This window comes from Hamadaea sp., assembly GCF_013362815.1.
Lineage (GTDB): Bacteria > Actinomycetota > Actinomycetes > Mycobacteriales > Micromonosporaceae > Hamadaea.
Map to the genome: position 1 here is coordinate 31,841 of NZ_JABFVK010000112.1, position 21,840 is coordinate 53,680.

Annotated in this window: 18 protein-coding genes; 7 read left to right on the forward strand and 11 right to left on the reverse strand. The window is 68.8% G+C overall.

The features are described 5' to 3' along the window. The first annotated feature begins 14 nt into the window (after positions 1 to 14). A complete protein-coding gene (locus HOV77_RS33745; protein WP_290870167.1) occupies positions 15 to 659 on the forward strand; it encodes a UdgX family uracil-DNA binding protein in 645 nt (214 codons plus the stop codon). On the opposite strand, the gene HOV77_RS33750 is transcribed toward HOV77_RS33745, so the two are convergent. Then, positions 656 to 1,423, reverse strand: a complete 768-nt coding sequence (locus HOV77_RS33750) for a DivIVA domain-containing protein (RefSeq protein WP_290870170.1) — start codon at positions 1,421 to 1,423, stop codon at positions 656 to 658. The two genes, HOV77_RS33745 and HOV77_RS33750, sit on opposite strands and share 4 nt — an antisense overlap. A gap of 80 nt (positions 1,424 to 1,503) precedes the next feature. On the opposite strand from HOV77_RS33750, the gene HOV77_RS33755 reads away from it, so the two are divergent. After that, positions 1,504 to 2,682 carry an AAA family ATPase gene (locus tag HOV77_RS33755; protein ID WP_290870172.1) on the forward strand — a complete coding sequence of 393 codons (1,179 nt, stop codon included), beginning with the start codon at positions 1,504 to 1,506 and terminating at the stop codon, positions 2,680 to 2,682. A gap of 141 nt (positions 2,683 to 2,823) precedes the next feature. Further along, positions 2,824 to 3,102 (forward strand): Rv0909 family putative TA system antitoxin, encoded by a 279-nt coding sequence (locus tag HOV77_RS33760; RefSeq protein WP_290870175.1) that lies wholly within the window; start codon positions 2,824 to 2,826, stop codon positions 3,100 to 3,102. Positions 3,103 to 3,296: 194 nt separating this feature from the next. On the opposite strand, the gene HOV77_RS33765 is transcribed toward HOV77_RS33760, so the two are convergent. The 8 genes from HOV77_RS33765 to HOV77_RS33800 all read right to left on the reverse strand — a co-directional run bounded on the left by HOV77_RS33765 (position 3,297) and on the right by HOV77_RS33800 (position 11,562). Then, complete coding sequence (locus HOV77_RS33765; RefSeq protein WP_290870178.1) at positions 3,297 to 3,866, reverse strand: hypothetical protein; 570 nt, start codon at positions 3,864 to 3,866, stop codon at positions 3,297 to 3,299. Further along, on the reverse strand, positions 3,863 to 4,909 hold the full coding sequence (locus HOV77_RS33770; protein WP_290870181.1) for a LuxR family transcriptional regulator: 1,047 nt from the start codon (positions 4,907 to 4,909) through the stop codon (positions 3,863 to 3,865). The genes HOV77_RS33765 and HOV77_RS33770 overlap by 4 nt, the downstream gene beginning before the upstream one ends. 140 nt (positions 4,910 to 5,049) lie before the next feature. Further along, entirely contained in the window at positions 5,050 to 5,439 is a 390-nt protein-coding gene (locus HOV77_RS33775) for a hypothetical protein (RefSeq protein ID WP_290870185.1), read from the reverse strand. Between the two features lie 110 nt (positions 5,440 to 5,549). Further along, on the reverse strand, positions 5,550 to 6,617 hold the full coding sequence (locus HOV77_RS33780; protein ID WP_290870188.1) for a dipeptide ABC transporter ATP-binding protein: 1,068 nt from the start codon (positions 6,615 to 6,617) through the stop codon (positions 5,550 to 5,552). 10 nt (positions 6,618 to 6,627) lie between these two features. Then, positions 6,628 to 7,779 (reverse strand): ABC transporter ATP-binding protein, encoded by a 1,152-nt coding sequence (locus HOV77_RS33785; protein WP_290870191.1) that lies wholly within the window; start codon positions 7,777 to 7,779, stop codon positions 6,628 to 6,630. Then, positions 7,776 to 8,765 (reverse strand): ABC transporter permease, encoded by a 990-nt coding sequence (locus HOV77_RS33790; RefSeq protein WP_290870194.1) that lies wholly within the window; start codon positions 8,763 to 8,765, stop codon positions 7,776 to 7,778. The genes HOV77_RS33785 and HOV77_RS33790 overlap by 4 nt, the downstream gene beginning before the upstream one ends. A gap of 97 nt (positions 8,766 to 8,862) precedes the next feature. Beyond that, positions 8,863 to 10,593, reverse strand: a complete 1,731-nt coding sequence (locus tag HOV77_RS33795) for an ABC transporter substrate-binding protein (RefSeq protein ID WP_290870196.1) — start codon at positions 10,591 to 10,593, stop codon at positions 8,863 to 8,865. A gap of 39 nt (positions 10,594 to 10,632) precedes the next feature. After that, complete coding sequence (locus HOV77_RS33800; protein WP_290870198.1) at positions 10,633 to 11,562, reverse strand: ABC transporter permease; 930 nt, start codon at positions 11,560 to 11,562, stop codon at positions 10,633 to 10,635. Between the two features lie 487 nt (positions 11,563 to 12,049). Between HOV77_RS33800 and HOV77_RS33805 the strand changes: the two genes are divergently transcribed. The 3 genes from HOV77_RS33805 to HOV77_RS33815 all read left to right on the forward strand — a co-directional run bounded on the left by HOV77_RS33805 (position 12,050) and on the right by HOV77_RS33815 (position 16,309). Beyond that, positions 12,050 to 12,919, forward strand: coding sequence for a winged helix-turn-helix transcriptional regulator (locus HOV77_RS33805; protein ID WP_290870200.1), 870 nt, complete (start codon positions 12,050 to 12,052; stop codon positions 12,917 to 12,919). A 178-nt stretch (positions 12,920 to 13,097) separates the two neighbouring features. Then, a complete protein-coding gene (locus HOV77_RS33810; protein ID WP_290870203.1) occupies positions 13,098 to 14,444 on the forward strand; it encodes a serine/threonine-protein kinase in 1,347 nt (448 codons plus the stop codon). Between the two features lie 119 nt (positions 14,445 to 14,563). Further along, positions 14,564 to 16,309, forward strand: coding sequence for an ABC transporter ATP-binding protein (locus HOV77_RS33815; RefSeq protein ID WP_290870206.1), 1,746 nt, complete (start codon positions 14,564 to 14,566; stop codon positions 16,307 to 16,309). A gap of 90 nt (positions 16,310 to 16,399) precedes the next feature. On the opposite strand, the gene HOV77_RS33820 is transcribed toward HOV77_RS33815, so the two are convergent. Beyond that, positions 16,400 to 20,563 carry a S8 family serine peptidase gene (locus tag HOV77_RS33820; RefSeq protein WP_290870209.1) on the reverse strand — a complete coding sequence of 1,388 codons (4,164 nt, stop codon included), beginning with the start codon at positions 20,561 to 20,563 and terminating at the stop codon, positions 16,400 to 16,402. Positions 20,564 to 20,655: 92 nt separating this feature from the next. Between HOV77_RS33820 and HOV77_RS33825 the strand changes: the two genes are divergently transcribed. Next, positions 20,656 to 21,603, forward strand: coding sequence for a helix-turn-helix domain-containing protein (locus HOV77_RS33825; protein ID WP_290870212.1), 948 nt, complete (start codon positions 20,656 to 20,658; stop codon positions 21,601 to 21,603). A gap of 83 nt (positions 21,604 to 21,686) precedes the next feature. On the opposite strand, the gene HOV77_RS33830 is transcribed toward HOV77_RS33825, so the two are convergent. Then, on the reverse strand, positions 21,687 to 21,840 hold a 154-nt coding region (locus tag HOV77_RS33830; protein WP_290870218.1), incomplete at its 5' end, for a proprotein convertase P-domain-containing protein.

Below are 21,840 nucleotides of genomic sequence, written 5' to 3' on the forward strand. Positions count from 1 at the left end.
GGAATGCGGATCTGATGGGGGCTGAGGACTATCTGCCCGACGACCCGGGTTCGCTGGCTGCCTTGCGGACGGCGGCCGAGGGATGCCACGGCTGCGACCTCTATCGGGCGGCGACGCAGACCGTCTTCGGTGAGGGCCCGCCGGACGCACGGATCGTCATGATCGGCGAGCAGCCGGGCGACGTCGAGGACCGGGCCGGTGAGCCGTTCGTCGGCCCGGCCGGGCGGTTGCTGGACCGGGCGATCACCGAGGCCGGTCTCCAGCGATCCGACATCTACGTCACCAACGCGGTCAAGCACTTCAAGTTCGTGCCGCCGGAACGCGGCAAACGGCGTATCCACAAGACACCGAATCGGGCCGAGATCGTGGCCTGCCGTCCCTGGCTCGTGCAGGAGCTCGCCGTACTGCGGCCGAGCGTACTGGTGGTGCTGGGCGCCTCGGCCGCCAAGGCGTTGCTGGGCGCGAAGTTCAAGGTGACGGAGTCGCGGGGTCAGCTGCTCCCCTGGCCCGACGCCGCCGACCGGCCGGAGGACTTCCCCGCCGAGCCGAGTTCGCTGGTCGCGACCATCCATCCGTCGGCCGTTCTCCGGTCCGACGATCGCGAGGCGATGTTCCGTGGCCTCGTCGCCGATCTGCGCGTCGCCGCCGAAGCGCTCTAAGGCGACTGCGTACGCTTCTTCGGCGGGTTCTTCCTGGCCGGCACCTTGGCCACGCCCTTCACCGGCCCGTTCGCCGGTCCACCGGCCGCCGGACCAGTCGTAATCGGGCCGCTCCCGTTGACCGGTCCGGCATTGGGCGAACCGGCCTTGGCGGGGCTGCTCTTCTTGGCGCTGCCGTTGACCGACCCGTTGACCGACCCGTTGACCGACCCGTTGGCACTGCCGTTGGCAGAACCGTTGTGCCCGTTGACGGAGACGATCGCGCTGACGGCGAGATTGCCGCTCCGCAGATTGGCGTCGGAGAGGATCCGGGCCGCCTCGGTACGCGCTCCAGCGATGATGTCCTCACGAGCCTGCTGATTCTCGCGCCGCCGGGCGGCGGCGACGTGTTCGCAGTCCACTTCGGCGTCTCGCCGGATGGCGTCGGCGTCCTGCCGGGCCTGCGCGAGTATCCGGTCGGCCTCCGCCCGGATCACCGCTGCCTCGTCCTCGGCCATCCGCAGCATGTGGGTGATCCGTGCGCTGGCCGCCGCACTCGGGGTGGCCGACGAGACCTGGCCCTGCAGACGCCGGATCTCCGTATGCGCCGCCGCCAGCTCCTCCTCGACCGGAGTCAGCCGCTTCACCGCGACCGCCAGGACGTTCAGCTCATCGCAGATGGCGTTCACGTAATCGTCCACTTGAGCGGTGTCGTAACCGAACATCACCGTCCGGAACAGTCCGTCGTCCTCGTACCCGTCGCCGGGTTCGGTCTGCCGCGTCATGTTTGGAGCGTAGCCAGGCTAACGGCACGTGAGCTGTGGTTTTGATGGAGACCGATATGACCGCCCGATACCCTGGATCGGTGATCACCACTTTGGCCGTCGAGAACTATCGATCTCTACGCCGCCTCGTGCTTCCGCTGGGCACCGTGAACGTGGTCACCGGAGCCAACGGCAGCGGGAAATCCAGCCTGTACCGGGCGCTACGGCTACTCGCCGATTCCGCCCGCAACGGCGCGGTCGCGGCGCTGGCCCGCGAGGGCGGTCTGCCCTCGACGCTGTGGGCCGGACCGGAACAGGTCAGCCGATCGGTACGCGCGGGACGCCATCCCTTGCAAGGCACCGTCCGCACCGGGCCGGTACGCCTTCTGCTGGGGTATGCCGGCGATGAGTTCGGCTACGCGATGGACCTGGGCCTGCCCAAGGGTGAGGACTCGGCATTCGCCCTCGACCCCGAGATCAAGCGGGAGGCCGTCTTCACCGGTCCGGTCCTGCGTCCGGCGACGACGTTGACCGAGCGAAACGGACCGGTCGTGCGCGTCCGCGACGCCGAAGGCCGATGGGACGACGCGGTGGCGCACGTGCAGCCGTTCGACAGCATGCTCAGCGAGGTGGCCGATCCACAGCGAGCGCCCGACGTCCTGCGCGTACGCGAACAGATGCGCTCGTGGCGGTTCTACGACCACGTCCGGACGGACTCGGGCGCGCCTGCCCGGGCGGCCGGAGTCGGCACGCGTACGCCGGTGTTGTCGGCCGACGGCAGCGATCTGGCCGCCGCCTTGGAGACCATCCGCGAGACCGGTGACCGAGACGCCTTGGCCGAAGCGGTGGACCAGGCTTTTCCGGGTAGCCGGATCGAGGTACGCGTCGAGAACGGCCGCTTCGAGCTGTTGTTGCGTCAACGGGGCCTTCTGCGCCCGTTGACCGCCGCCGAGCTCTCCGACGGCACGCTGCGCTTCCTGCTCTGGGTGGCCGCCCTGCTGACTCCTCGGCCCCCGGCGCTGATGGTGCTCAACGAGCCGGAGACCAGCCTCCATCCTGATCTGCTCCGGCCCCTCGCCGATCTCGTACTGACCACCGCGGGCCGTACGCAGACCGTCGTCGTGACGCACTCGCGCCCGTTCGCGGCCGCGCTTGGGCTGGCCGCCGAGCAGTACGTCATCGACCTGCGGGCGGTCGAGCTGATCAAGGAGGACGGCCGGACCGTTGTGGCCGGGCAGGGCCGGCTGGATGAGCCGCCGTGGCAGTGGCCGGCACGGTGACCTGCGACGATCGTCCCTATTCGGGCATCATCGTCCCGCCGGATTTTCCCGAGACGCAACGTGAGACGGATTCCCTATCACGTACTGTCACCAATAGCGAGCGCCGAGTGAGCGGCGACGCCACTGGAGGGGGCAGCAGAGATGGGCATTCTCGACAAGGCCAAGGAAATGCTCGGTATGGACGGCGATGACGCGCAGAACGCGGCCGACGGCGCCAAGGACAAAGCGAGCGACGCCGGCGGCGGCATGATGGACAAGGCGAAGGACGCCGCAGGCGGCATGGCCGACAAGGCCAAGGCCGGTGTCGACAAGGCTGCGGACGCGGCCGACAGCGCGTCCGGCGGCAAGTTCTCCGACAAGATCGACAGCGGCTCGGACGCCGTGAAATCCGGCCTCGACAAGATGGGTGGCAACTCGTAACCGCCTGCGCTCCGTAGAGCAGTACAACGGCCTGCGCCGGATCTCGAGGTCGAGGTCCGGCGCAGGTGTCGTAGCGCCCGATGTGGTTCGCCAGCCCCCGTGACCGCGACCCCCACCGGCGTCTAGGCGAAGGTTCACACAGATGGCCGGCCTCGGTCGCGGAATCGGCGTCGGATTGCAGGAACGTGCAATCCCTAAGGCCAGCAGGTGTCGCAGCCGGGTTCCCCCGACGGATACACCGTCATGTCCACCGAGAACTCGACGGCGACTCGCGGATCGGTCACCGGGATGCGTCCGCCGATCTCGTGCAACGTCAGGTTCCCGACGACGCTCTCCTCGATCGAATAGCAGTCCAGACGCTGGTCTGGGGAGGCGATCAGGCAGAAGCCCACCGTGTCCGCCGGTACGCCGAAGATCGCGGTCCCGGAGTCGAAGTGGCTCTCGGCGCTGAAGTACTGCCGGAGCCACACACCAGCGGCGCCGTCGGCACGGTAGTACGCCAGTCCGTAGACGTCGTACTCCCGAGGTGCCTGGCAGCCGTGGACGTCGCCGATGAAGTTCAGGCGAACGCGCCCGTCCTCATCGAAGGCGGAAATCGTCGTGAAGCTCCCGGTGACGGTGCCGTCCAGGCAGCTCATCCAGCTGTAGTAGTCGGGCTTGGGTGGCACGACGATACCGGCTTCAGCCGTTCCCACCGGGCCGATCATTGCGGCGGCCAACAGCGCGAGCAGTATGCCGAGCCGCCGGACAACGGATGCGATCAAGGGGTTCCTTCCTCGGTCCCGTCGGGGTCGGCGGGCGGTACCTGGGCCTGCGCGCCGAGGAGCAGGCCGAGCTGGAAGCGGTTCTTGGCCTGATAGCGCTCCATCAGGCCGCTCAGCGTGTAGGCGACGGTCCGGACGCTGACCCGGAGTGTGACGGCGATCGTCGCATCGGTATGGCCGGCCGCCATCAGCGCGACGACATCGCGTTCGCGGGGACTCATCGTCATCGGGGGAATCCAATCTCGCGTGCGGTCGTACCCTCGCTCCCAGTGCGCCTCGAAGATCTCCACCAGCTTGGCCACGACCGGTTCATCGCGGATCTCCCAAGCTCCGACGCCCGGATGGGCGGGATCGATCAGCAGGATCGCGGTACGGCGATCGAAGACGAGCATGCGTACGGGTAAGGCGTCGAGCTCTCGGAACCGTCGGCCGTAGGCCCTGGCCTCGCGTTCGTGCTCCACGGTCGGATCGTCGGCCGACGGTGGGAGGGGCACCTCAAGCGATCGAGCCGAGACTCCCCGGACGAACTGCATGTGACTTACGGGCCGGGCAGCCCGGACCGCCGCCTCGTCGTGTCGCGTACCGGGGTTCATGGAGAGGAATTCGTGGTTCTGCGACGCGCTGAGTGCGGCGATCCGAGCGCGTACCGGATCGATCCCGGGTATCTCCGTATACGTCTCCTGCGAGACCCGTCGGGGCAGCGTGACCAGGTCTTCGAGGCGCGCCAGCTGGACACCCAGCCGCCGGGCCTTCATCCGGGACCGGGCGCGGTAGGAGATGACGGCCGCGATCGCCTGATCGATCGGCCTGGCTCGCCACGTTCGATCCACCGGTCCGCCGCTGCCGGGCTCGACCGCGCCCGCCGCGACGAGTTCGTCGAGCGCCGCCGTGACGCGCGGGACGTGCAGGTCGAGCGAGCCGGCCACCTCGGTCGCCGTCAGGACGCCGAACCTGGCGAGGGTTCGGAAAACCAGATCGGCGTGGACCGACAGACCCAGCCGGGTCAAGGACGGTACCGGCGGGGCGACAACGGACTGCGGCACCAAAGACCTCCCACACTCGGCGGCGGATGTGGGTGGCATCGTGTCAAGCGCCGGAGAACCGGGCAAGACCAAATAGGGTCGGTTGCAGATTTCTGCAACCGACCCTGGTCACTCAGGCCGAACGGAACATCGAACTCGGCTCAAGCCGCGGCCGGAGCCGCCTCGCGCCGCCGGCGACGACTTGGTGCCGATGAAGGCTCCGCAGACTCCGGTTCGGTGGCAACCTCTGCCGTCACGTCAGGTATCTCGGCCACAGTCGCCTCAGCCACATCCGCCTCAGCCATACTCGGCTCGATCGCCGGGGCGACCGGGCCACGCAACCGGAGCACTTCGGTCTCCAGCCGCAGGCGTTCCTCCTCCGCGACGGCCAGCGCCGTCTCGTAGCCGGAGATCGCCTGAGCGACGTCGGCATGAATCGCCCGGATGAACCGGCCGACCTGGGCGGGATCGAGTCCGCGCCAGACCGTGTCGAAATCGGGTACGTTCCAGCGGCTGGCCCGCAGGTCGCCGATCGTGACTTCGTGGGACATCCCCCGCTCCCTTCCCTCAGCCCCATTGAACCAATCTGCGGGGCTTTTATCCCGCAAAATGGCGGATCAGCGGCAAAAGGGACGGGCGCGTGGGAGGACGTCTCGCGAGGTCAGTCCGCCTGGATCTCGGCGACGATCGATCGCTCCGGCGGAGCGGCGAAGTGGCAGGCCGCAGCCAGCCCAGGCACCTTCTCCTCCAACGGCGGCTCGACGGTCGCGCAGATCTCCTCGGCCTTCCAGCACCGCGTACGGAATCGGCAGCCGGACGGCGGGTTGATCGGGCTCGGGACGTCGCCGGTGAGCCGGATGCGCGCCTTCGGCGGCGTACCACGGACGACACCGAGATCCGGCACGGCCGAGAGCAGCGCCTGGGTGTACGGGTGATGCGGCGTGCCGTAAACGTCGTCGCGCGGCCCCTGCTCGGCGATGCGGCCGAGGTACATGACGGCGACCCGGTCGCAGAAGTGGCGTACCACGCCGAGGTCGTGCGCGATGAAGACGAACGCGATGCCGAACTCCTTGCGCAGATCCTCCAGCAGGTTCATGACCTGCGCCTGGATCGACACGTCGAGCGCGGACACCGGCTCGTCGGCCACGATCACCTTGGGCTGCATGGCCAACGCCCGGGCGATGCCGATGCGCTGCCGCTGACCACCCGAGAACTCGTGCGGGTACCGGTTGTAGTGCTCCGGGTTGAGGCCGACGACCTCGAGCAGTTCCTGAACCCGGCTCAGTTCCCGGCCCTTGGGGACGATGTTGTGTACGCGCAACGGCGTACCCACGATCGCGCCCACCGTGTGCCGCGGATTCAGCGACGAGTACGGGTCCTGAAAGATCAGCTGCAGTTCCCGGCGGAACGGGCGCAGCTCCTTCTCCTTCAGCCGGGCGATGTCGTGTCCCTTGTAGAGGATCTGCCCCGAGGTCGGCGTCAGCAGCCGGGTGATCAGCCGGCCGGTGGTGGACTTGCCACACCCGGACTCGCCGACCAGGCCCAGCGTCTCGCCCTCATGCAGGGTGAGCGAGACGCCGTCGACGGCGCGCACCTTCTCCTTGGCCCCCAGCAGGCCCTCGCCGCGCACGCTGAAGTGCATGACGACATCCCGCAGCTCCAGCAGCGGCGCACCCTTGACCGGGGCGACCTCGGCCGGCTCCGCCTGGGGTTCGACAGTCGTGGTCATCGGGTTCCTCTCACGGCAGCCGGGGCAGGATCTCGTCGGCGAAGATCAGATCGGGGTGCAGCAGGTGACACCGCGACACCCGGCCCGCCTGATCCGTCCGGGCCACCAGATCGGGCAGCTCTTTCGTGCACAGGTCGTCCGGCACCCGCTTGCGGAACTCGCACCGCGGGTGGAAGGAGCAACCGGTCGGCAGGTTCAGCAGGCTCGGCGGCGTACCCGGGATGGGGTGCAGCCGCGTCGACTCGCCCGACACCGCCGGGATGCTCTCCAGCAGACCCCACGTGTACGGGTGCAGCGGCGAGCCCAGGATGTCCTTGACCGTGCCGTGCTCGACCGCCCGACCGCCGTACATGACCAGCACGTCGTCGGCGATCTCGGCCACGACGCCGAGGTCGTGGGTGATGAACAGGACGGCCGAGCCGAAGTCCTGCTGCAGGTCCGAGATCAGGTCCAGGATCTGCGCCTGCACGGTCACGTCCAGGGCCGTGGTCGGCTCGTCCGCGATGAGCAGCTTCGGGTCGTTGACCAGCGCCATCGCGATCATCACGCGCTGGCGCATACCGCCCGAGAACTGGTGCGGGAAGTCGTCCAGCCGACGCGACGGATTCGGGATGCCGACCCGGCCCAGCATGTCCGCGGCCCGCTTGCGGGCCACCCGCTTGGAGACGTTGTTGTGCGCCTGGTACGCCTCGACGATCTGATCGCCGACCTTGTAGAACGGGTGCAGTGACGACTGCGGATCCTGGAAGATCATCGCCGACGCCTTGCCCCGCACGTGCCGCAGCTCTTCGGGCGGCAGCCCGACGATCTCGCGTCCGCCGAGCCGGATCGAACCCGTCATCCGGGTGCTCTTCGGATCGTGCAGACCCATGATCGCCATGCTGGACACGCTCTTGCCCGAACCGGACTCGCCGACGACCGCCAGCGTCTTGCCGAGCTCGAGCGAGTACGTCAGGCCCTGCACCGCCTTGACCACGCCGTCGGCGGTCGGGAACGCCACCGTCAGATCCCGCAGATTCAGGTAGGGCTCGCCCTCACCCTGAACGGCCGCGCGTTCGGCCCGCGGGCCTCGGACGACGGTCTGGGGTCCACGCGGTTGCGGTGTGGCGCCGCCGCCGGAGATGGTGGACGCGTCGACCGCGTCACCCCACATTTCGCTCATGCGAGCCTCACCCGGGGATCGAGGACCGTGTAGAGAAGGTCGACCAGCAGGTTGATCAGTACGAGGACGACGACGCCGATCAGGGCTCCACCCATCAGGACCGGCAGGTCGTACTGGTTGAACGCCCGGAGGGTGAGGAGACCCAGTCCGGGAAGACCGAAGATCGTCTCGGTGAACAGGGCACCCGTCAATGCGAAGGCGACGTCCAAACCGAAGATCGTGGCGATCGGCGTCATGGCCGACCGCAGGGCGTGCCGGTACACGACACGGCGCTCGGTGATGCCCTTGGACCGCGCCGTCCGCACATAGTCCTCGCCGAGCGACTCGATCATCGACCCTCGCGAATATCGCGTATAGGAGGCGCTGTTCACGATGCCCAGCACGAGCCATGGGAGGAGGAGTCCGGCGAACCAACTCAGGGGGTTCTCGGTGAGCGGCGTCCAGTGGGCCTTCGGGATGAAGGGCAGGAACTGCGGGACGTAAAGCGCCGCGACCAGGGCGACGACGAAGTACGGGACCGAGCCGACGACCAGCGTGCCACCGACCATGAACCGGTCGAGGGAGGTGCCCCGGCGGCGCGCGGCGAAGGTGCCCGCGGCGACCCCGATGATCAGGTACGCGATGGCGGAGCCGAAGACGATGGAGATGGTGATCGGCAAGGCCTGGCCGAGCAGCTTCGTGACCGGCTGGCCGAGCGCGTACGAGTAACCCAGGCACGGGGCCGAGCACTCGATGGTGACGCCGCCGGAGGTGAACGTCCGGCCGACGAACAGGCCCTGGAAGTAGCCGAGCATCTGCTGATAGAACGGCTCGTTCAGATGCAGGCTCTTGTAGATCTCCTCGTAGCGCGCGGGAGTGCACTTCGGACCGCAGATGACGCCGGCGGGATCGGTAGGCGCCAGATAGAACAGCCCGAAGGTGGCCACCAGGGTCACGAATATGACCGAGACGGCGCTGGCGAGCCGCCGCAGGATGTAGAGGAGCACCGCTGCCTCCAGGTTGGCGTTGAGCAGGGGATTTCAGTGGGTTTTCGGGGGATGAACCCGGCCGGCGCCGAAGGACGCCGGCCGGGCGTGGAACTACTTACTTGACGTACATGTTGCAGAAGAACGGCATACCCATGGTGCCGTCACCCTCAGCGCCGCCGACGCTGGTACCGACGACGAAGGCGAGCTTGTCGTAGTACCGCGGGATGGCGATGTACATCCCCATGATCTTCTCGTCGAGCTCGGCCCACTTCTTGGTGGACTCGTCGCCCGGCAGGTTCGCCACCGAGTCGATCTCCGAGTCGAGCTGCTTGTCGCTCAGCATGCCCCAGCTGGAGCCGTCCGAGATGCTGTGCGACTGGAACAGCACCGGGAACCAGCTACCACCGGTCGGCCAGTCCGAGCACCAGCCGGCGGGCGACTGGCCCGTGTTGACCGGAGCGTCGTAGTCGGACAGCTTGCTGCGCAGCTCGGCGGTGGTGACACCGACGGGCTTGACCGTGAAGCCGGCCTTCTCGAGGGCCTCCTTACGGATCTGGGTGGTCTGCTGCGGGATCGGCTTGGTGTTGTCGTAGTACCAGCTCACCTCGAAGCCGAGCTTGCCGGCGGCCTCCAGCAGCTTCTTCGCGCCCTCAGGGTCACCCTTGCCCTCACCGGTCAGGTCCGCGATCGGCTGGTACTTCTTGTAGCCGGCCACGCTGGGCGGCAGGATCGTCGTCGACGGCTCGGCGATGTACGGGTTGAGACCGGCGGCCTGCCAGATCTGGTCGTACGGGTACGCCTTGGCGATCGCCTTGCGAACCTCCAGCGGGATCTTCCGGGTGTCCATCTGGAAGACGATGTTGCAGGGGCTGTCGCCCTGAACGAGCTGGTTCTTCTTGCCACCCTCGATGTCGGGGATGAGCGAAGCGTCGATGTTCGCGTAGTTCAGCGAAGCGGCGTCAGCGCCGGCGCTGGCCAGAACCTGCTTCTGGTTCGCGACGTCGTCCACGCCCCACTTGAAGTCCCAGCCGTCGACGTACTGGTGCCGAACGGCGTCCGTGCCGGCGTCCCAGTTCGGGTTCTTCTTCAGCTTCAGCTGCGTACCGGGGGTGTACGAGTCGAGCATGTACGGGCCGGTCGAGATCCACTTGTTCTTGTAGTTGTCCTTGGTGTCCTTGGCCTTCGGGATGGGGGTGAACATCGGGAAGGTCATGTACCAGGGCAGGTCGTTGAACTGCTTGGCCAGGTGGATGATCAGGGTGTCGGTGCCCTGGGTCTCCACGCCGGAGTACGCGTCACCGCTCGCCCACGGGCCCTTGTACTTGTCGCCGTCCTTGAAGTAGGTCAGCTGGTACGTCGGGCCGTTGGAGAACAGGTCGTGCGCGAACGACCGCTTGATCGCGTACGCGAAGTCCTCGATCTTGACCTCGCTGCCGTCCTCGTACTTGAACGTGCCCTTCGTCTTGAAGGTCCACGTCAGGCCGTCGGCCGACTTGGTGCCCAGGTCCATCATGTCGGGGACCAGGACGGCCTTGCCGTTGCGCAGCGCGATCTGGGTCGGCGTACGCCACATCAGCTTGCCGATTTCGTTCGAGTCGACGTAGTAGACGTCGGTGGGGTCGAACGTGTTGGGCGTCGACTGGGAGTAGACCGTCAGGGTCCCACCCTTCTTGGCCCCCGCGACCTCCGGCGCCGGACCCTTGGCGTCCGGGTCCATCGCGGTCTCCGCCGCACCGATCTTGCTGGTCGGGTCGGTGCCACTGGGCCCACTCTTCGACGGGCTACAGCCCACCGCGGCGAGCGCGATGACCGCGCCCACGACGACGGTTGTTCTCAGTCGCCTCACGAGTTGTCACCTCTTATCTCTTTGATGGCCAGACCCGGACTAGCGGCGGGTCTTGGGGTCGAACGCATCACGGACGGCATCGCCGAGCAGGCTCAGGGCGAGGACGAGGATCGTGATGCCTAGCACGGGCACCCACAGCCACAAGGGGTAGGTGTCGTAGTAGTTCTGCGCGGAGGCGATGGTGACGCCCCAGGACGGCGTGGGGTCCATCAACCCGACGCCGAGGAAGGTGAGACCCGCTTCGGCCACGATGTAACCGGGCAGGGCGAGTGAGGCGGAGACGACGATCGGCGCGATGAGGTTCGGGAGCAGTTCCCGGAAAAGGACCCGGCGCGTGGGTACGCCCAGGACGCGCGCGGCCGCGATGAACTCCCGTTCCCGCAGGGAGAGGACCTGACCCCGGATGAGCCGGGCCAGGCCGGCCCAGCCGAAGAAGGACAGGACCAGGATCAGCGAGATGAACCGGACCCGGGCGACCTGCTCGGGTGAGGTTCCCTCGGAACCGCCGTAGATCACGGAGATGATGACGGCCGGGGTCGCGATCGCGAAGATCAGGTAGGGCAGGCTCAGGATGAAGTCGATGACCCAGGAGAGGACCCGGTCGATCCAGCCGCTGAAGAAGCCGGCGATCAGTCCCAGCACCACGCCGAGGATGGTCGTGACGACCGTGACGATGCCGGCGACCAGCAGCGACGGCCGGGCGCCGTAGACCCAGCGGGCGAACAGGTCGCGGCCGAGGCGCGGCTCGACGCCGAACCAGTGGTCGCTGCTCGCTCCCGAGTACGGGAAGGTCGTGCGCTTGTCGATCAGGTCGAAGTTGTAGCTGGTCGGGTCCTGACCCTCCAGCTTGGCGAGCAACGGCGCGAAGATGGCCACCAGCACGAAGAACACGAAGATACCCAGGCAGGTCATGGCGACCTTGTCCTTGCGCAGCCGCTCCAACGCGATCCGCGTGGGCGACCGGCTCACGGACGGTCCCGGTTTGGCGGGGCCCGACGTCACCCCGACCTGTGGCGGTTCGGTCAGTGTTTCGGTCCCAGTGATCACCGGTTCCACGGAGCACCTCCAGCCGACGTACATAGAGCGGCCGACGGGAATTCCGTTGACAGCCACGTCCCCCGCGCCTTTGCGCAAAGCTAACGCTCAGCTTCGAGGTTTTGAGTAACGGATCAATCACGAATCAGTCGAATAATGATCTCGTGATCATCACTGGCCCATTCGCCGACCCGCCGCCTGACTGACTAGGTCTACTCATCGTCTGCGCAGGACAGATGGGGGCCTACAGTGGAAAGCGGCTGAATCTCGGGTCAGTTGTCAAGCCCGCGGCATCGTCACAGGAACGTTACACTTGCCGTCCGCGCGGGTCAGCTGGCGTCAGACCGACCGGCTACTGTCGATGCCCCTCGCCGATGCTGTAGGTTCCCCGCAGGAACCCACTCGTCGGCTCGGAGATGACATGCCGCGGAACAGTTGGTCGCCCGACGCCTCGTGCGGGGTCGCCCAAACGGTCAATGTCCTCGGCGACGGCTGGAGCCTGCTCATTCTGCGCGACATCGCCCGTGGCCACCAGCGTTTCGACGACCTCGTGACCGAGCTGCGCATCTCTCGCAAAGTCCTCACCGAACGCCTGACCGGGCTCATCGCCGACGGCGTACTGCGGCGGGAACCGTATCAGACCGCGCCGGTGCGGTATGCGTACGAACTGACGGCGGCCGGCCGTGATCTCCTGGGGGTGGTCGTCGCGCTGCAGGACTGGGGCGACCGGTGGCTCCTCGGGGACGGCTCCCTCACCGCCACCGACGACGAGGATTCCGCTACCGCTCAACGCGTACGCGATCTGGTCGGGGTGGTGGCACCGGTGGTCCGGCTGCCGGGGACCGACGGCATCGAGACGGACGCCCTCGCCGGACCCGCCGTCGTCTTCACCTATCCCGCGACCGGTACGCCCACTCCCCTGCCGTCCGGGTGGGGAGAGATACCCGGGGCGGTCGGCTGCACTCTCGAGAACCGGCTCTTCCGCACGGCGTATCCCCGCCTGGAGACAGCGGGGATCGCGGTGCGGGGGGTGAGCACGCAGCGGCCGGACGAGCAGCTGGTCTTCGCGACGGCCGAGAGCCTGCCCTTCACCCTGCTCAGCGACGTCGACCTGCGCTTGACCGCGGCCTTGCGCCTGCCCGTGTTCCGCGCGGGCGAGCGGCATCGGCTGAAGCGGCTGATCCTCGTGATCGCCGCTGATCGGACTATTCGGGCGGTCCGGTACCCGGCGGGCGACATCGCGGCCGCGGTCGACTGGGCCGTGGAAACCGCACTGACCCTTGGTCGCTAGCTCTGGATCACGGATCCGGGTCGAATCTTGGGCCGAATACGACCCAGATCCGTGATCCAGCGCCAGAGCCGACAGCGCCAAGCCGACAGCGCCAAGCCGCCAGCGCCAAAGCCGGGCGAAACGGCGGCGGGACCGCCCGAGTGGCGCGGACGTTGATCCGCCGGGCAGACTGTCCGCCATGTCCGCGTTCACCCCAGGCCAACGGATTCACGAGCGGTTCATCCTGCGGGAACTGATCGGACGCGGCGGGATGTCGGAGGTCTGGCGCGCGACCGACACCGTGCTCGGCCGCCCCGTCGCGGTGAAGGCGCTCGACGCCTCGCTGGCCGCCGATCCGACGCTGTGGCAGGCGACGCTGCGAGAAGCCCGCGCGATCGCCCGGATCGCCCATCCGAACGTGGCGCAGGTGCACGACTACGGCGAGGTGCCCACCGCGAACGGGCACATTCCGTACCTGGTCATGGAGTACGTCGAGGGTCCGACGCTGGCCGACCGGCTGCGCTCCGGTCACCTGCCACCTGCTGAGGCCGCCTCGATCGCAGCGCAGGTCGCGGCGGGTCTGGCCGAGGCGCACCGGCTGGGTGTGGTGCACCGCGACGTCAAGCCGGGCAACATCATGCTGACCACGGCCGGAGTGAAGATCCTGGACTTCGGCATCGCGACGCTCGCGCATGGTCCCGACGCGGACGGCGGGCGGCTCATCGGCACGCCCACCTACACCGCGCCGGAACGGATGCAGCCCGGGACGGCCACCCCGGCCGCCGACGTGTACGCCCTCGGAGTCGTGCTCTACGAGCTGCTCACCGGCCACCCGCCGCGGGCGTACGCCGATTGGCAGCAAGCGCTCGCCGCCCCGCCCGCCGAGGTACGCCCGATCGACCGGCCCGGGGTTCCGGCCAAGCTCGCCGCCCTGACGATGGCGTGCCTGTCCACCGATCCGGCTCGGCGACCGAGCGCCGCCGAGCTGGCCGCCGACCTGTCGAGCACGTCCCGGCCGTTCGCCGCGGGCGTCGCAAGAGCGGTCCCAGCAACGCAGACCCCGCCGACGATGGTCGCGTCGTTGCCACCGGCTCCGGCCCGGCGCTCGTGGCTGCTCCCGGCCTTCCTCGTCACCGGCGGCGCGTTGGTCGTCCTGCTCGTCGCGATGCTGGTCTACAGCTTCCTGGATCGGTCTCCGACCACTCCACCGCAGGGCTCCGGCTCGAACTCCAGTGCGTCGGCCACCTCGCCCTCGGCGGAACCGAGCCCATCACCGTCCACTGCGGAGTCCAAGTCGCCGGACGAGCTGCTGGACGAGATCGCGGCGGTGGTCTCGGCCGCCGATCTCCCCGCAAATCGGGCACGTGACCTGCAACGGAAGCTGTCGGATCTGCGGGAGAAGGTCGACGAGGAGCCGGACGACGCGGGCGGGAAGATCGACGACTTCCGCAAGAAGGTGACCGATCTGGTCGACGACGGCCAGCTCGACACCGCGACCGGCGACCAGCTCGTGGCTCTGCTCGACCAGTTGGCCGACGCGCTGTAGTCCGGTCCACCCTTCGGGCGGCGCGAGCTGGTCCTTGTGTGCGGAAACACGGGACGGGTGTGCGGAAACACGGGGCGGCCCTTGCCGGGCCGGGTCGGTCGCGGGTGAAGATCGACGTCGTGTCCGCACACGCCGACCCCCTTGATCACCGTTACTCCGGCGAACACCCCGTACGCAGTGTGGCGTACCTGCTGAGGGAGGACCGCCGCCGGCTCGTGCTCGGCGTCCTCGCCTTCGCCCTCAAGCACAGCCCGACCTGGCTGCTGCCGCTCGTGACCGCCAATCTCATCGACGTCGTCGTCCAGCACCGCCCGGTCCGCGAGCTGTGGCTGTCGGCCGGTCTGCTCATCGCCTCACTGAGCTTGAACTATCCGTTCCACGTCCTCTATGTCCGCTGCTGGGCGGGCAGCGTACGCCGCATGGGCACCCGGTTGCGATCCGCGTTGTGCCACCGCATGCAGCAGCTTTCGATCGGCTACTACTCCCGGATGAGTGCCGGGGCGTTGCAGAACAAGGTCATCCGCGACGTCGAGAACGTCGAGCAGATGGTCCAGCAGACCGGCGACACCGGGCTCAGCGCCGCGATGATGCTGCTCGGCGGCCTGATCGTCATCGGTTTCCGGGCGCCCGCGTTCCTGCCGGTCTTCCTGGTCATCGTCCCGTGCGCCGCATTCCTCGCGATGAAGTTGCGCGGGCGGATGCGTACCGACAACGAACGGTTCCGCCGCGAGGTCGAGCAGCTGTCGACGCGCGTCTCCGAGATGACCACCCTCATCCCGATCACTCGCGCACACGGTCTCGAACGGGCCGCGTTGCGCCGGGTCGACGGCACGCTGTGGCGGGTCTTCGAGGCGGGGTTGCGGGTCGACGTGCTGAACGGCCGGTTCGGCGCGCTCGCCTGGACGACGCTCAACGTTCTCGGCGCGGGCTGCCTCACCGGCGCGGCGCTCGCGGCGTACTCGGGCTGGATCACGCCCGGCGACGTCGTGATGCTCAGCGCGTTCTTCGGCACCCTCACCGCGGCCACCACCGGGCTCATGAGTCTCGGCCCGGTCTTCGTCCGGGGCCTCGAATCGGTCCGGTCCGTCGGCGAGGTGCTGCAAGAGCCGGACCTGGAGACCAACGAAGCCAAGGTCAAGGTCACCCAGGTGCGTGGCGAGGTCTCGTTCGAATCCGTCGGGTACGCATACACAGGCGGATCGGGTGCGGCGGTCCGGGATTTCACCCTCACGGTTTCGCCGGGTGAACGGATCGCCTTCGTCGGCGCATCGGGGGCCGGCAAGTCCACTGTGCTCAACCTGGTCATCGGCTTCCTGCGGCCCACCTCCGGCCGCATCCTGCTCGACGGGCGGGACATGCAGGAGCTGGACCTGCGGTCGTACCGGACCTTCGTCTCGGTGGTACCCCAGGAGCCGATCCTCTTCGAGGGCACCGTCCGGGACAACGTCGCCTACGGGCTGCCCGAAGTGCCCCTGGAGCGCGTACGCGAGGCGCTGGCCGACGCCAACGCGCTGGACTTCATCGACGCCCTGCCCGACGGGGTCGACACCGTCGTCGGCGAACGCGGGGCCCGGCTGTCCGGCGGGCAACGGCAGCGGCTGGCGATCGCCCGCGCGCTGATCCGCGACCCCCGCATCCTGATCCTGGACGAGGCGACGTCCGCCCTGGACACCCAGAGCGAACGGCTCATCCAGCAGGCCCTGGAACGGCTGGTCCACGGGCGTACCGTGTTCGTCGTCGCGCACCGGCTGTCGACGATCCGCACCGCCGATCGCATCGTCGTCATGCGGGACGGCCGGATCGCCGAGATCGGTACGCACGACTCCCTCGTCGGGTCGGCCGGTGCGTACGCCGCCCTCCTCTGACGCTGCGCTTTTTGGGCGCTGGATCAGGGTTCTGGGTCGAATCTTGGCGCAAGATTCGACCGTGAACCCTGATCCAGCGCCCAACCCCGATCAGCGCAGTGCGAGCCGGTGGACGCCGCCGTTGCGCGTACCGGCGAACAGCCACTGCCCGTCGGCGCTGGCCGCCAGCGACAGCACGTCGAGGTTCTGGAGCGCGTTCGACACGTTGTGCCACGTACGCCCACCGTCGGTGCTGCGCAACACGCCCCGGCCACCCTTGAGCACCCCGTACGCCGAGTAGCTGGTCGTCGCCGCGTAGTACACGCCGTTGACCTGCACGATGTCGGAGACCCACAGGTCGAGCGGCCCGGCGTCGCCGGCGCGGAACGTGGTGCCGCCGTCGGTGCTGACCCGGAGCGTGTCGCCGCCGACGACCATCCGGCGACCGTCGAACGAGATCGCGTTGACCTGCCCGTCGAGGACCTTCGTCGAGGTCACACCCCCGTCGTCGGACCGGTAGAGCCCTTCGGGGGTGCCGTACCACATGCGGTTCGGCTTGGCCGGGTCGCCGGCGAGCGCCGTGGCGTACCGGTCCTGGTAGAGGTTCTTCCAGGTCTGGCCGCCGTCGACGGTGCTGAACGTGGCCACCGCGTCGATGCGGCCCCAGCTGACCGACACACGGTCCGGGTCGGCCGGGTGCACGAGCAGGGCGAGCGGGATGCCCTCCTGATGTCCCTTGGTCTCCCAGGTGACGCCGCCGTCGCCGCTGCGGTCCACGTCGAAGCCGCCGAAGGCGTTGGTCCGGACCTTCCACACGATCTTGGGGTCCTGCGGCGAGACCGCCACCAGTGGGACTTCCGCCCCGACGTAGCCCTCGCCGTCGGCCGCGCCCCATTCGGGACTGGCCGCCGGGATCGCCGTCCGGTAGATCCCGCTGCCGGTCCCGGCGATGAGGTCCGACCCGGCGACGGCCAGATCGGTCACACTGGCCGACTGCACGCCCAGCCTTCGGTAGCCGTCCGAACCGAGGGTGTAGACCCCGGCGGTGTTGGTGACCACCGTCGACTGCCCCCAGCGGTCGTAGTCGCGGTCGATCGACGCCCGCGACGGCGGTGCGATCCGCTCCCAGGTACGCCCGTGATCGTGCCCGATCAGGCCGTCGCCGGTGAAGGTGATGACGTAGAGGTCACCGCCGGATTGGCGCAGCTCGTACGGGCCGAACGACTTGGCGTACAGGGTGGTCCAGGTCTGGCCGCCGTCGTGCGAGCCCACCACGCCGGTCTGCCCGACCAGAACCGCCACCATGCCGTCGTCGGCGACGAGCTGCGAGACGTACCGGGTGTTGGCGTAGACGTTGACCGCCGCACCGGCGATGCCGGGCCGCTTCCAGACGCCGCCCGTCGTGCCCAGGTAGAGATCGCCCTGGCTGAGGCCGATCTTGGTAACCGGCTCGGCCACCCCGGTGTCGTACGCCGTCCAGCTGTCGCCACCGTCCCAGCTCACCTGCAGCTGGCTGTCCCCGACGAGGGCGACCAGCACTTTGGTCTGCGGGTCGGCGGTAAGCTGCCCGATCCAGCCGTTGGGCGGCAGCGGCAGCGCTTCCCAGGTCTTGCCGCGATCATCGGTACGCAGAATCCGCCCACCGGACATGGGATCGTTGACGGCGTACCACATGCGGTCGGGATTGTTCGCATCCGCGACCGGCTCCAGCAGGCCCCCGGCTCCGCTGATCGGCAGCCGCGCGGACTGCGTCCAGGTCGCGCCCTGGTCGCCGGTCACCCACGGTGACGTGGTGTTCTCCGTGGCCAGGATGCCCGAGCCGGACGGCCCGGTGGCGAGGAAGCCACCACCGCTGTAGGGCCCGATCGGCTTCCAGGCGGCACCCCGGGTGGATTCGGGCGTCACCTCGAAGCCGCCCCAGCCGATGAGCCGCTGGCCGGACACCGCCGTGGCCTGTGCCGTGACGGCGTACGCCCCGTCAGCGGACTCGTCCAGGGTGGCGAGGTAGCCACCGGACGGATTCTGCCGAGTGCTCACGGTGTACGACCGGCCCCGCGGACGGTCCACTGTGATCACCGGCGGTGCGGTCAACCCGGTCCACGACTGCACCCAGACGGTCGTATGCCCATCGCTGGGGTCGGGCGATGCCTGCACCACCAACGGGTGCACGACCAGCAGGTACGGGATGGTGACCCGGCTGGCCGAGGAGGTCGCCGTGACGTAGCCGGAGATCTCGGTGTCGGCCGTCGGCCGCTTCGCCTTCAGCGTCACGGTCACGGTGGCCGTGCCGCCGGCCGGAACGGTGACCTGATCCGGCTTGACCGAGACGTCCCGGCTGCTCGCCGTCAAGCGGACCGACACCGCCTTCGCCGACTCGTTGTGGAGCGCCACCGAACGAGTCCCACCGACGGTGCCGGCAGACAGGTCAGCCAGCCCGTACGAGAGGGTCGACGGGGTCGCCGAGAGCACCGACCGAGCTGCCGCCGCTACGTCCAACCGGCCCGCCCCCACAGTCGTCGGTGACTCCGCCAGGGGCTTCGCCGAGCCGATCAGCGATGCCGAGAGCTGCGAGGCTGACTCGTCCGGGTGCAGCTGGCGCAACAGCGCCGCCGCGCCCGCCACGTGCGGAGCGGCCATCGAAGTGCCGGACAGGCGGTACTGGCCCGGCCCGAACATGCTGGTCGGGACGGTCGAGCGGATCTCGTAGCCAGGCGCGACGATGTCCGGCTTGAGCCCCCACCGCAACGACGGGCCCCGCGAGGAGAACGACGCGATCTGGTCGGTCGCGTCCTCGCTGCGGATTTGCAGCGTCAACGGTCCCTGCGCCAGCAACGCGGCCAGCTCGGGATACTGCGTCTCGTCCATGCCCAGCACGACGATGGAGTCCATCCGGTAGAGGTCACCGGACTCCGTCACGCCCAGACGCGCGGCGATCTTGCCGGTGGACGCGGTCGCGGGGACGCCCGAGGTCGCGGCGAAGACCGGTCCGCCCCCCGCGTCCTGGCCGCCGAGCAGCGCGATCGCGCCGCGCTTCTCCAGGTCCTTGGCGAGGTCGATCTGCTCCTGCCAGAGGTCGTTGAAGTCGTGCGCGACGTGCCCGTTGAGCAGGGCGATCTTGCCGTGCAGGTCGCCGGCTGCGTCGATCTCCTCCGGCGTTCCGTAGCCGATACTGACGACCGGCGCGCTCACCGGGCTCGCCGCCGGGTTCGCCGAGATCTGCCCGCGGTAGGTCTGCACCTTCGCGCCGTCGCGGTAGACCACCGGCTGGCGCAGGTTGCTCACCGACGCGCCGACCGCGATCACGCCGTCCGCCGCGGCTGGGCTGCCGACCGACATCGCGCCGGGTCCGTCGTTGCCGGCCGCGGCCACCACGACGATCCCGGCCGCGCTGGCCGCCGAGGCAGCGAGGCCCAGCGGGTCCAAGCCGTCCGCGTACCCGCCCAGGCTCATGTTGATCACGTCCGCGCGGTTCGGGTTCGCGGGGTCGCTCGCGGCCTCGATCGCCGCGACGATGTCCTCGGTCTCGCCGAAGCCCTGGTCATTCATCACCTTGTACGCCAGAAGCCGTGCACCGGGTGCGACACCCGTGATCCCACCGGGCGCTGCGGCTTTGCCCGCGATGATCCCCGCCACGTGCGTGCCGTGGCCGTTGTCGTCCATGGGATCGGCGTCGTCGTTGACGTAGTCGTAGCCGCCGACGACCTTGTGCCCGGGGCCGAAGCCACCGCCGAGGTCGGGGTGCGAGTAGTCCACGCCACTGTCGATCACGGCGACGGTGACGCCGGTGCCGGTGGCCGGCGTACCGCTCGGGTCCGGCTGCTGCCAGACGTCGGTCGCGCCGATGAGCGGCACGCTGACGTCGGTGTACGCACGGACAGGCAGGTTGTCGTAGACGCCGGTGACGCCCGGCAGCTTGGCCAGCGTCGCGACCTCCGACGCCGGCACTGTCATCGCGACCGCGTTGACGAGCAGGGTGAACTGGTGCTCCGCCTTGGGATGCACGCCCTTGCCCCGGGCGGCGTCGAGGAACGAGTGCTGCCGGTCGGACAGCGCCCGGCGAGCCTGGCCGACCTGGTCGGCACCAGTGCCCCGGGCGTTGCGGAGGGAGCCGGCCGGGGCCGCAGTCGCGGCGGCTGCTCCGTCCAGCGTGACGATGACCCGTCGCAGGGGGTCGGGCGCGGCGGCGGAACCGGTCGGCGCGTACGCCGACAGGCCGCCGAACGCCAGGACCGCGCTCACGGCGACGGCGAGGGATCGGGGTGGGGTGGACCTCATGGGTGTTGTGCCTACCGACGAGCGGGGTGGCCGGGCAAGATCTTGCTCTGGCCCATTGCTGCCGGTGGCACACGTGGGCCAAGATCTTGCCCATGTCTGGAGAGCTGACCGCGGCCGGTGTCGACCCCTTCGACGAGGAGGTCTATCGGGCGATCCTCGCTCGGCATCAGGCTTCCCCGGCCGACCTCGCGGCCGATCTGGGGCATTCGGCCGACCGGATCGCGCGCGCCCTCGATCGGCTGCGGGAGCAGGGACTCGTCGGCCGGCTCGCCGGCGCCCGCCGTCGGTACGCCGCGATCGAACCACAGGCCGCGGTGACGGCGTTGGTGCGTACGCGGGCGGCGGAGCTCGATCAGGTGCAGGCGGCGGCCGCCCGGCTCTCGGCTCTGTTCGCCTCGGCCCACAGCGGACGCGGCGAGGAGATCGAGATCGCGGACGGCAGTGAGGCGTTGGGCCGCTGGTTCGTGCAGCTCCAGCAGGAGGCGCGGGAGGAGATCATCACGCTCGACCGCCCCCCGTACGCCCTGACCACCTCCAATCCGGTAGAGAAGACAGCGATGGCCCGGGGCGTGCAGTACCGCGCGATCTACGCCCCCGAGGCGTTGGAGTGGCCCGGCGTACTGGGCGACATCCGCGAGCTCGTCCGGCATGGGGAGCAGGCCCGGGTGCTCCCCGGACTGCGGGTGAAGGTCGCCATCGCCGACCGCCGCCTGGCGCTGATGCCGCTGTCGCTCGACCTCACCCGCGTACGCGCCGCGGTGATCCGGCCGTCCACCCTGCTCGACGCATTGGTCGACTACTGGGAGTTGGCCTGGCGGCAGGCGGTGCCGCTCGACGCCCCGGCCGAGGACCCGCTCGCCGAAGACGACCGCGCCCTGCTGACCCTCCTGGTCAGTGGTCTGAAGGACGAGGCGATCGCCCGTCAGCTCGGCTGGTCCGTACGCACGATGCGCCGCCGGATCAGCCGCCTGCACGAGTTGCTCGGTGCGGCGAACCGCTTCCAGGCCGGCGTCATCGCGGCACGTCGCGGTTGGCTCTGACGCCCGCTTCTAGCTGCAGATCACGGTTACGCATGTCAAAAGTGGCACGGGAAGCATGCATAACCGTGATCTGCAGCAATGGTTTAGAGGGTCAGCGTCCAGCTGTTGATGTAACCCGTGTCGGCGCTGGCGGCGTCCTGGACGCGCAGGTTCCAGGTGCCGTTGCGTACCTCGCTGGACAGGTTCACGGTGAAGGTCTGGTCGATGTTGTCGGCCGACCCACCGGTCCGGTTGCGC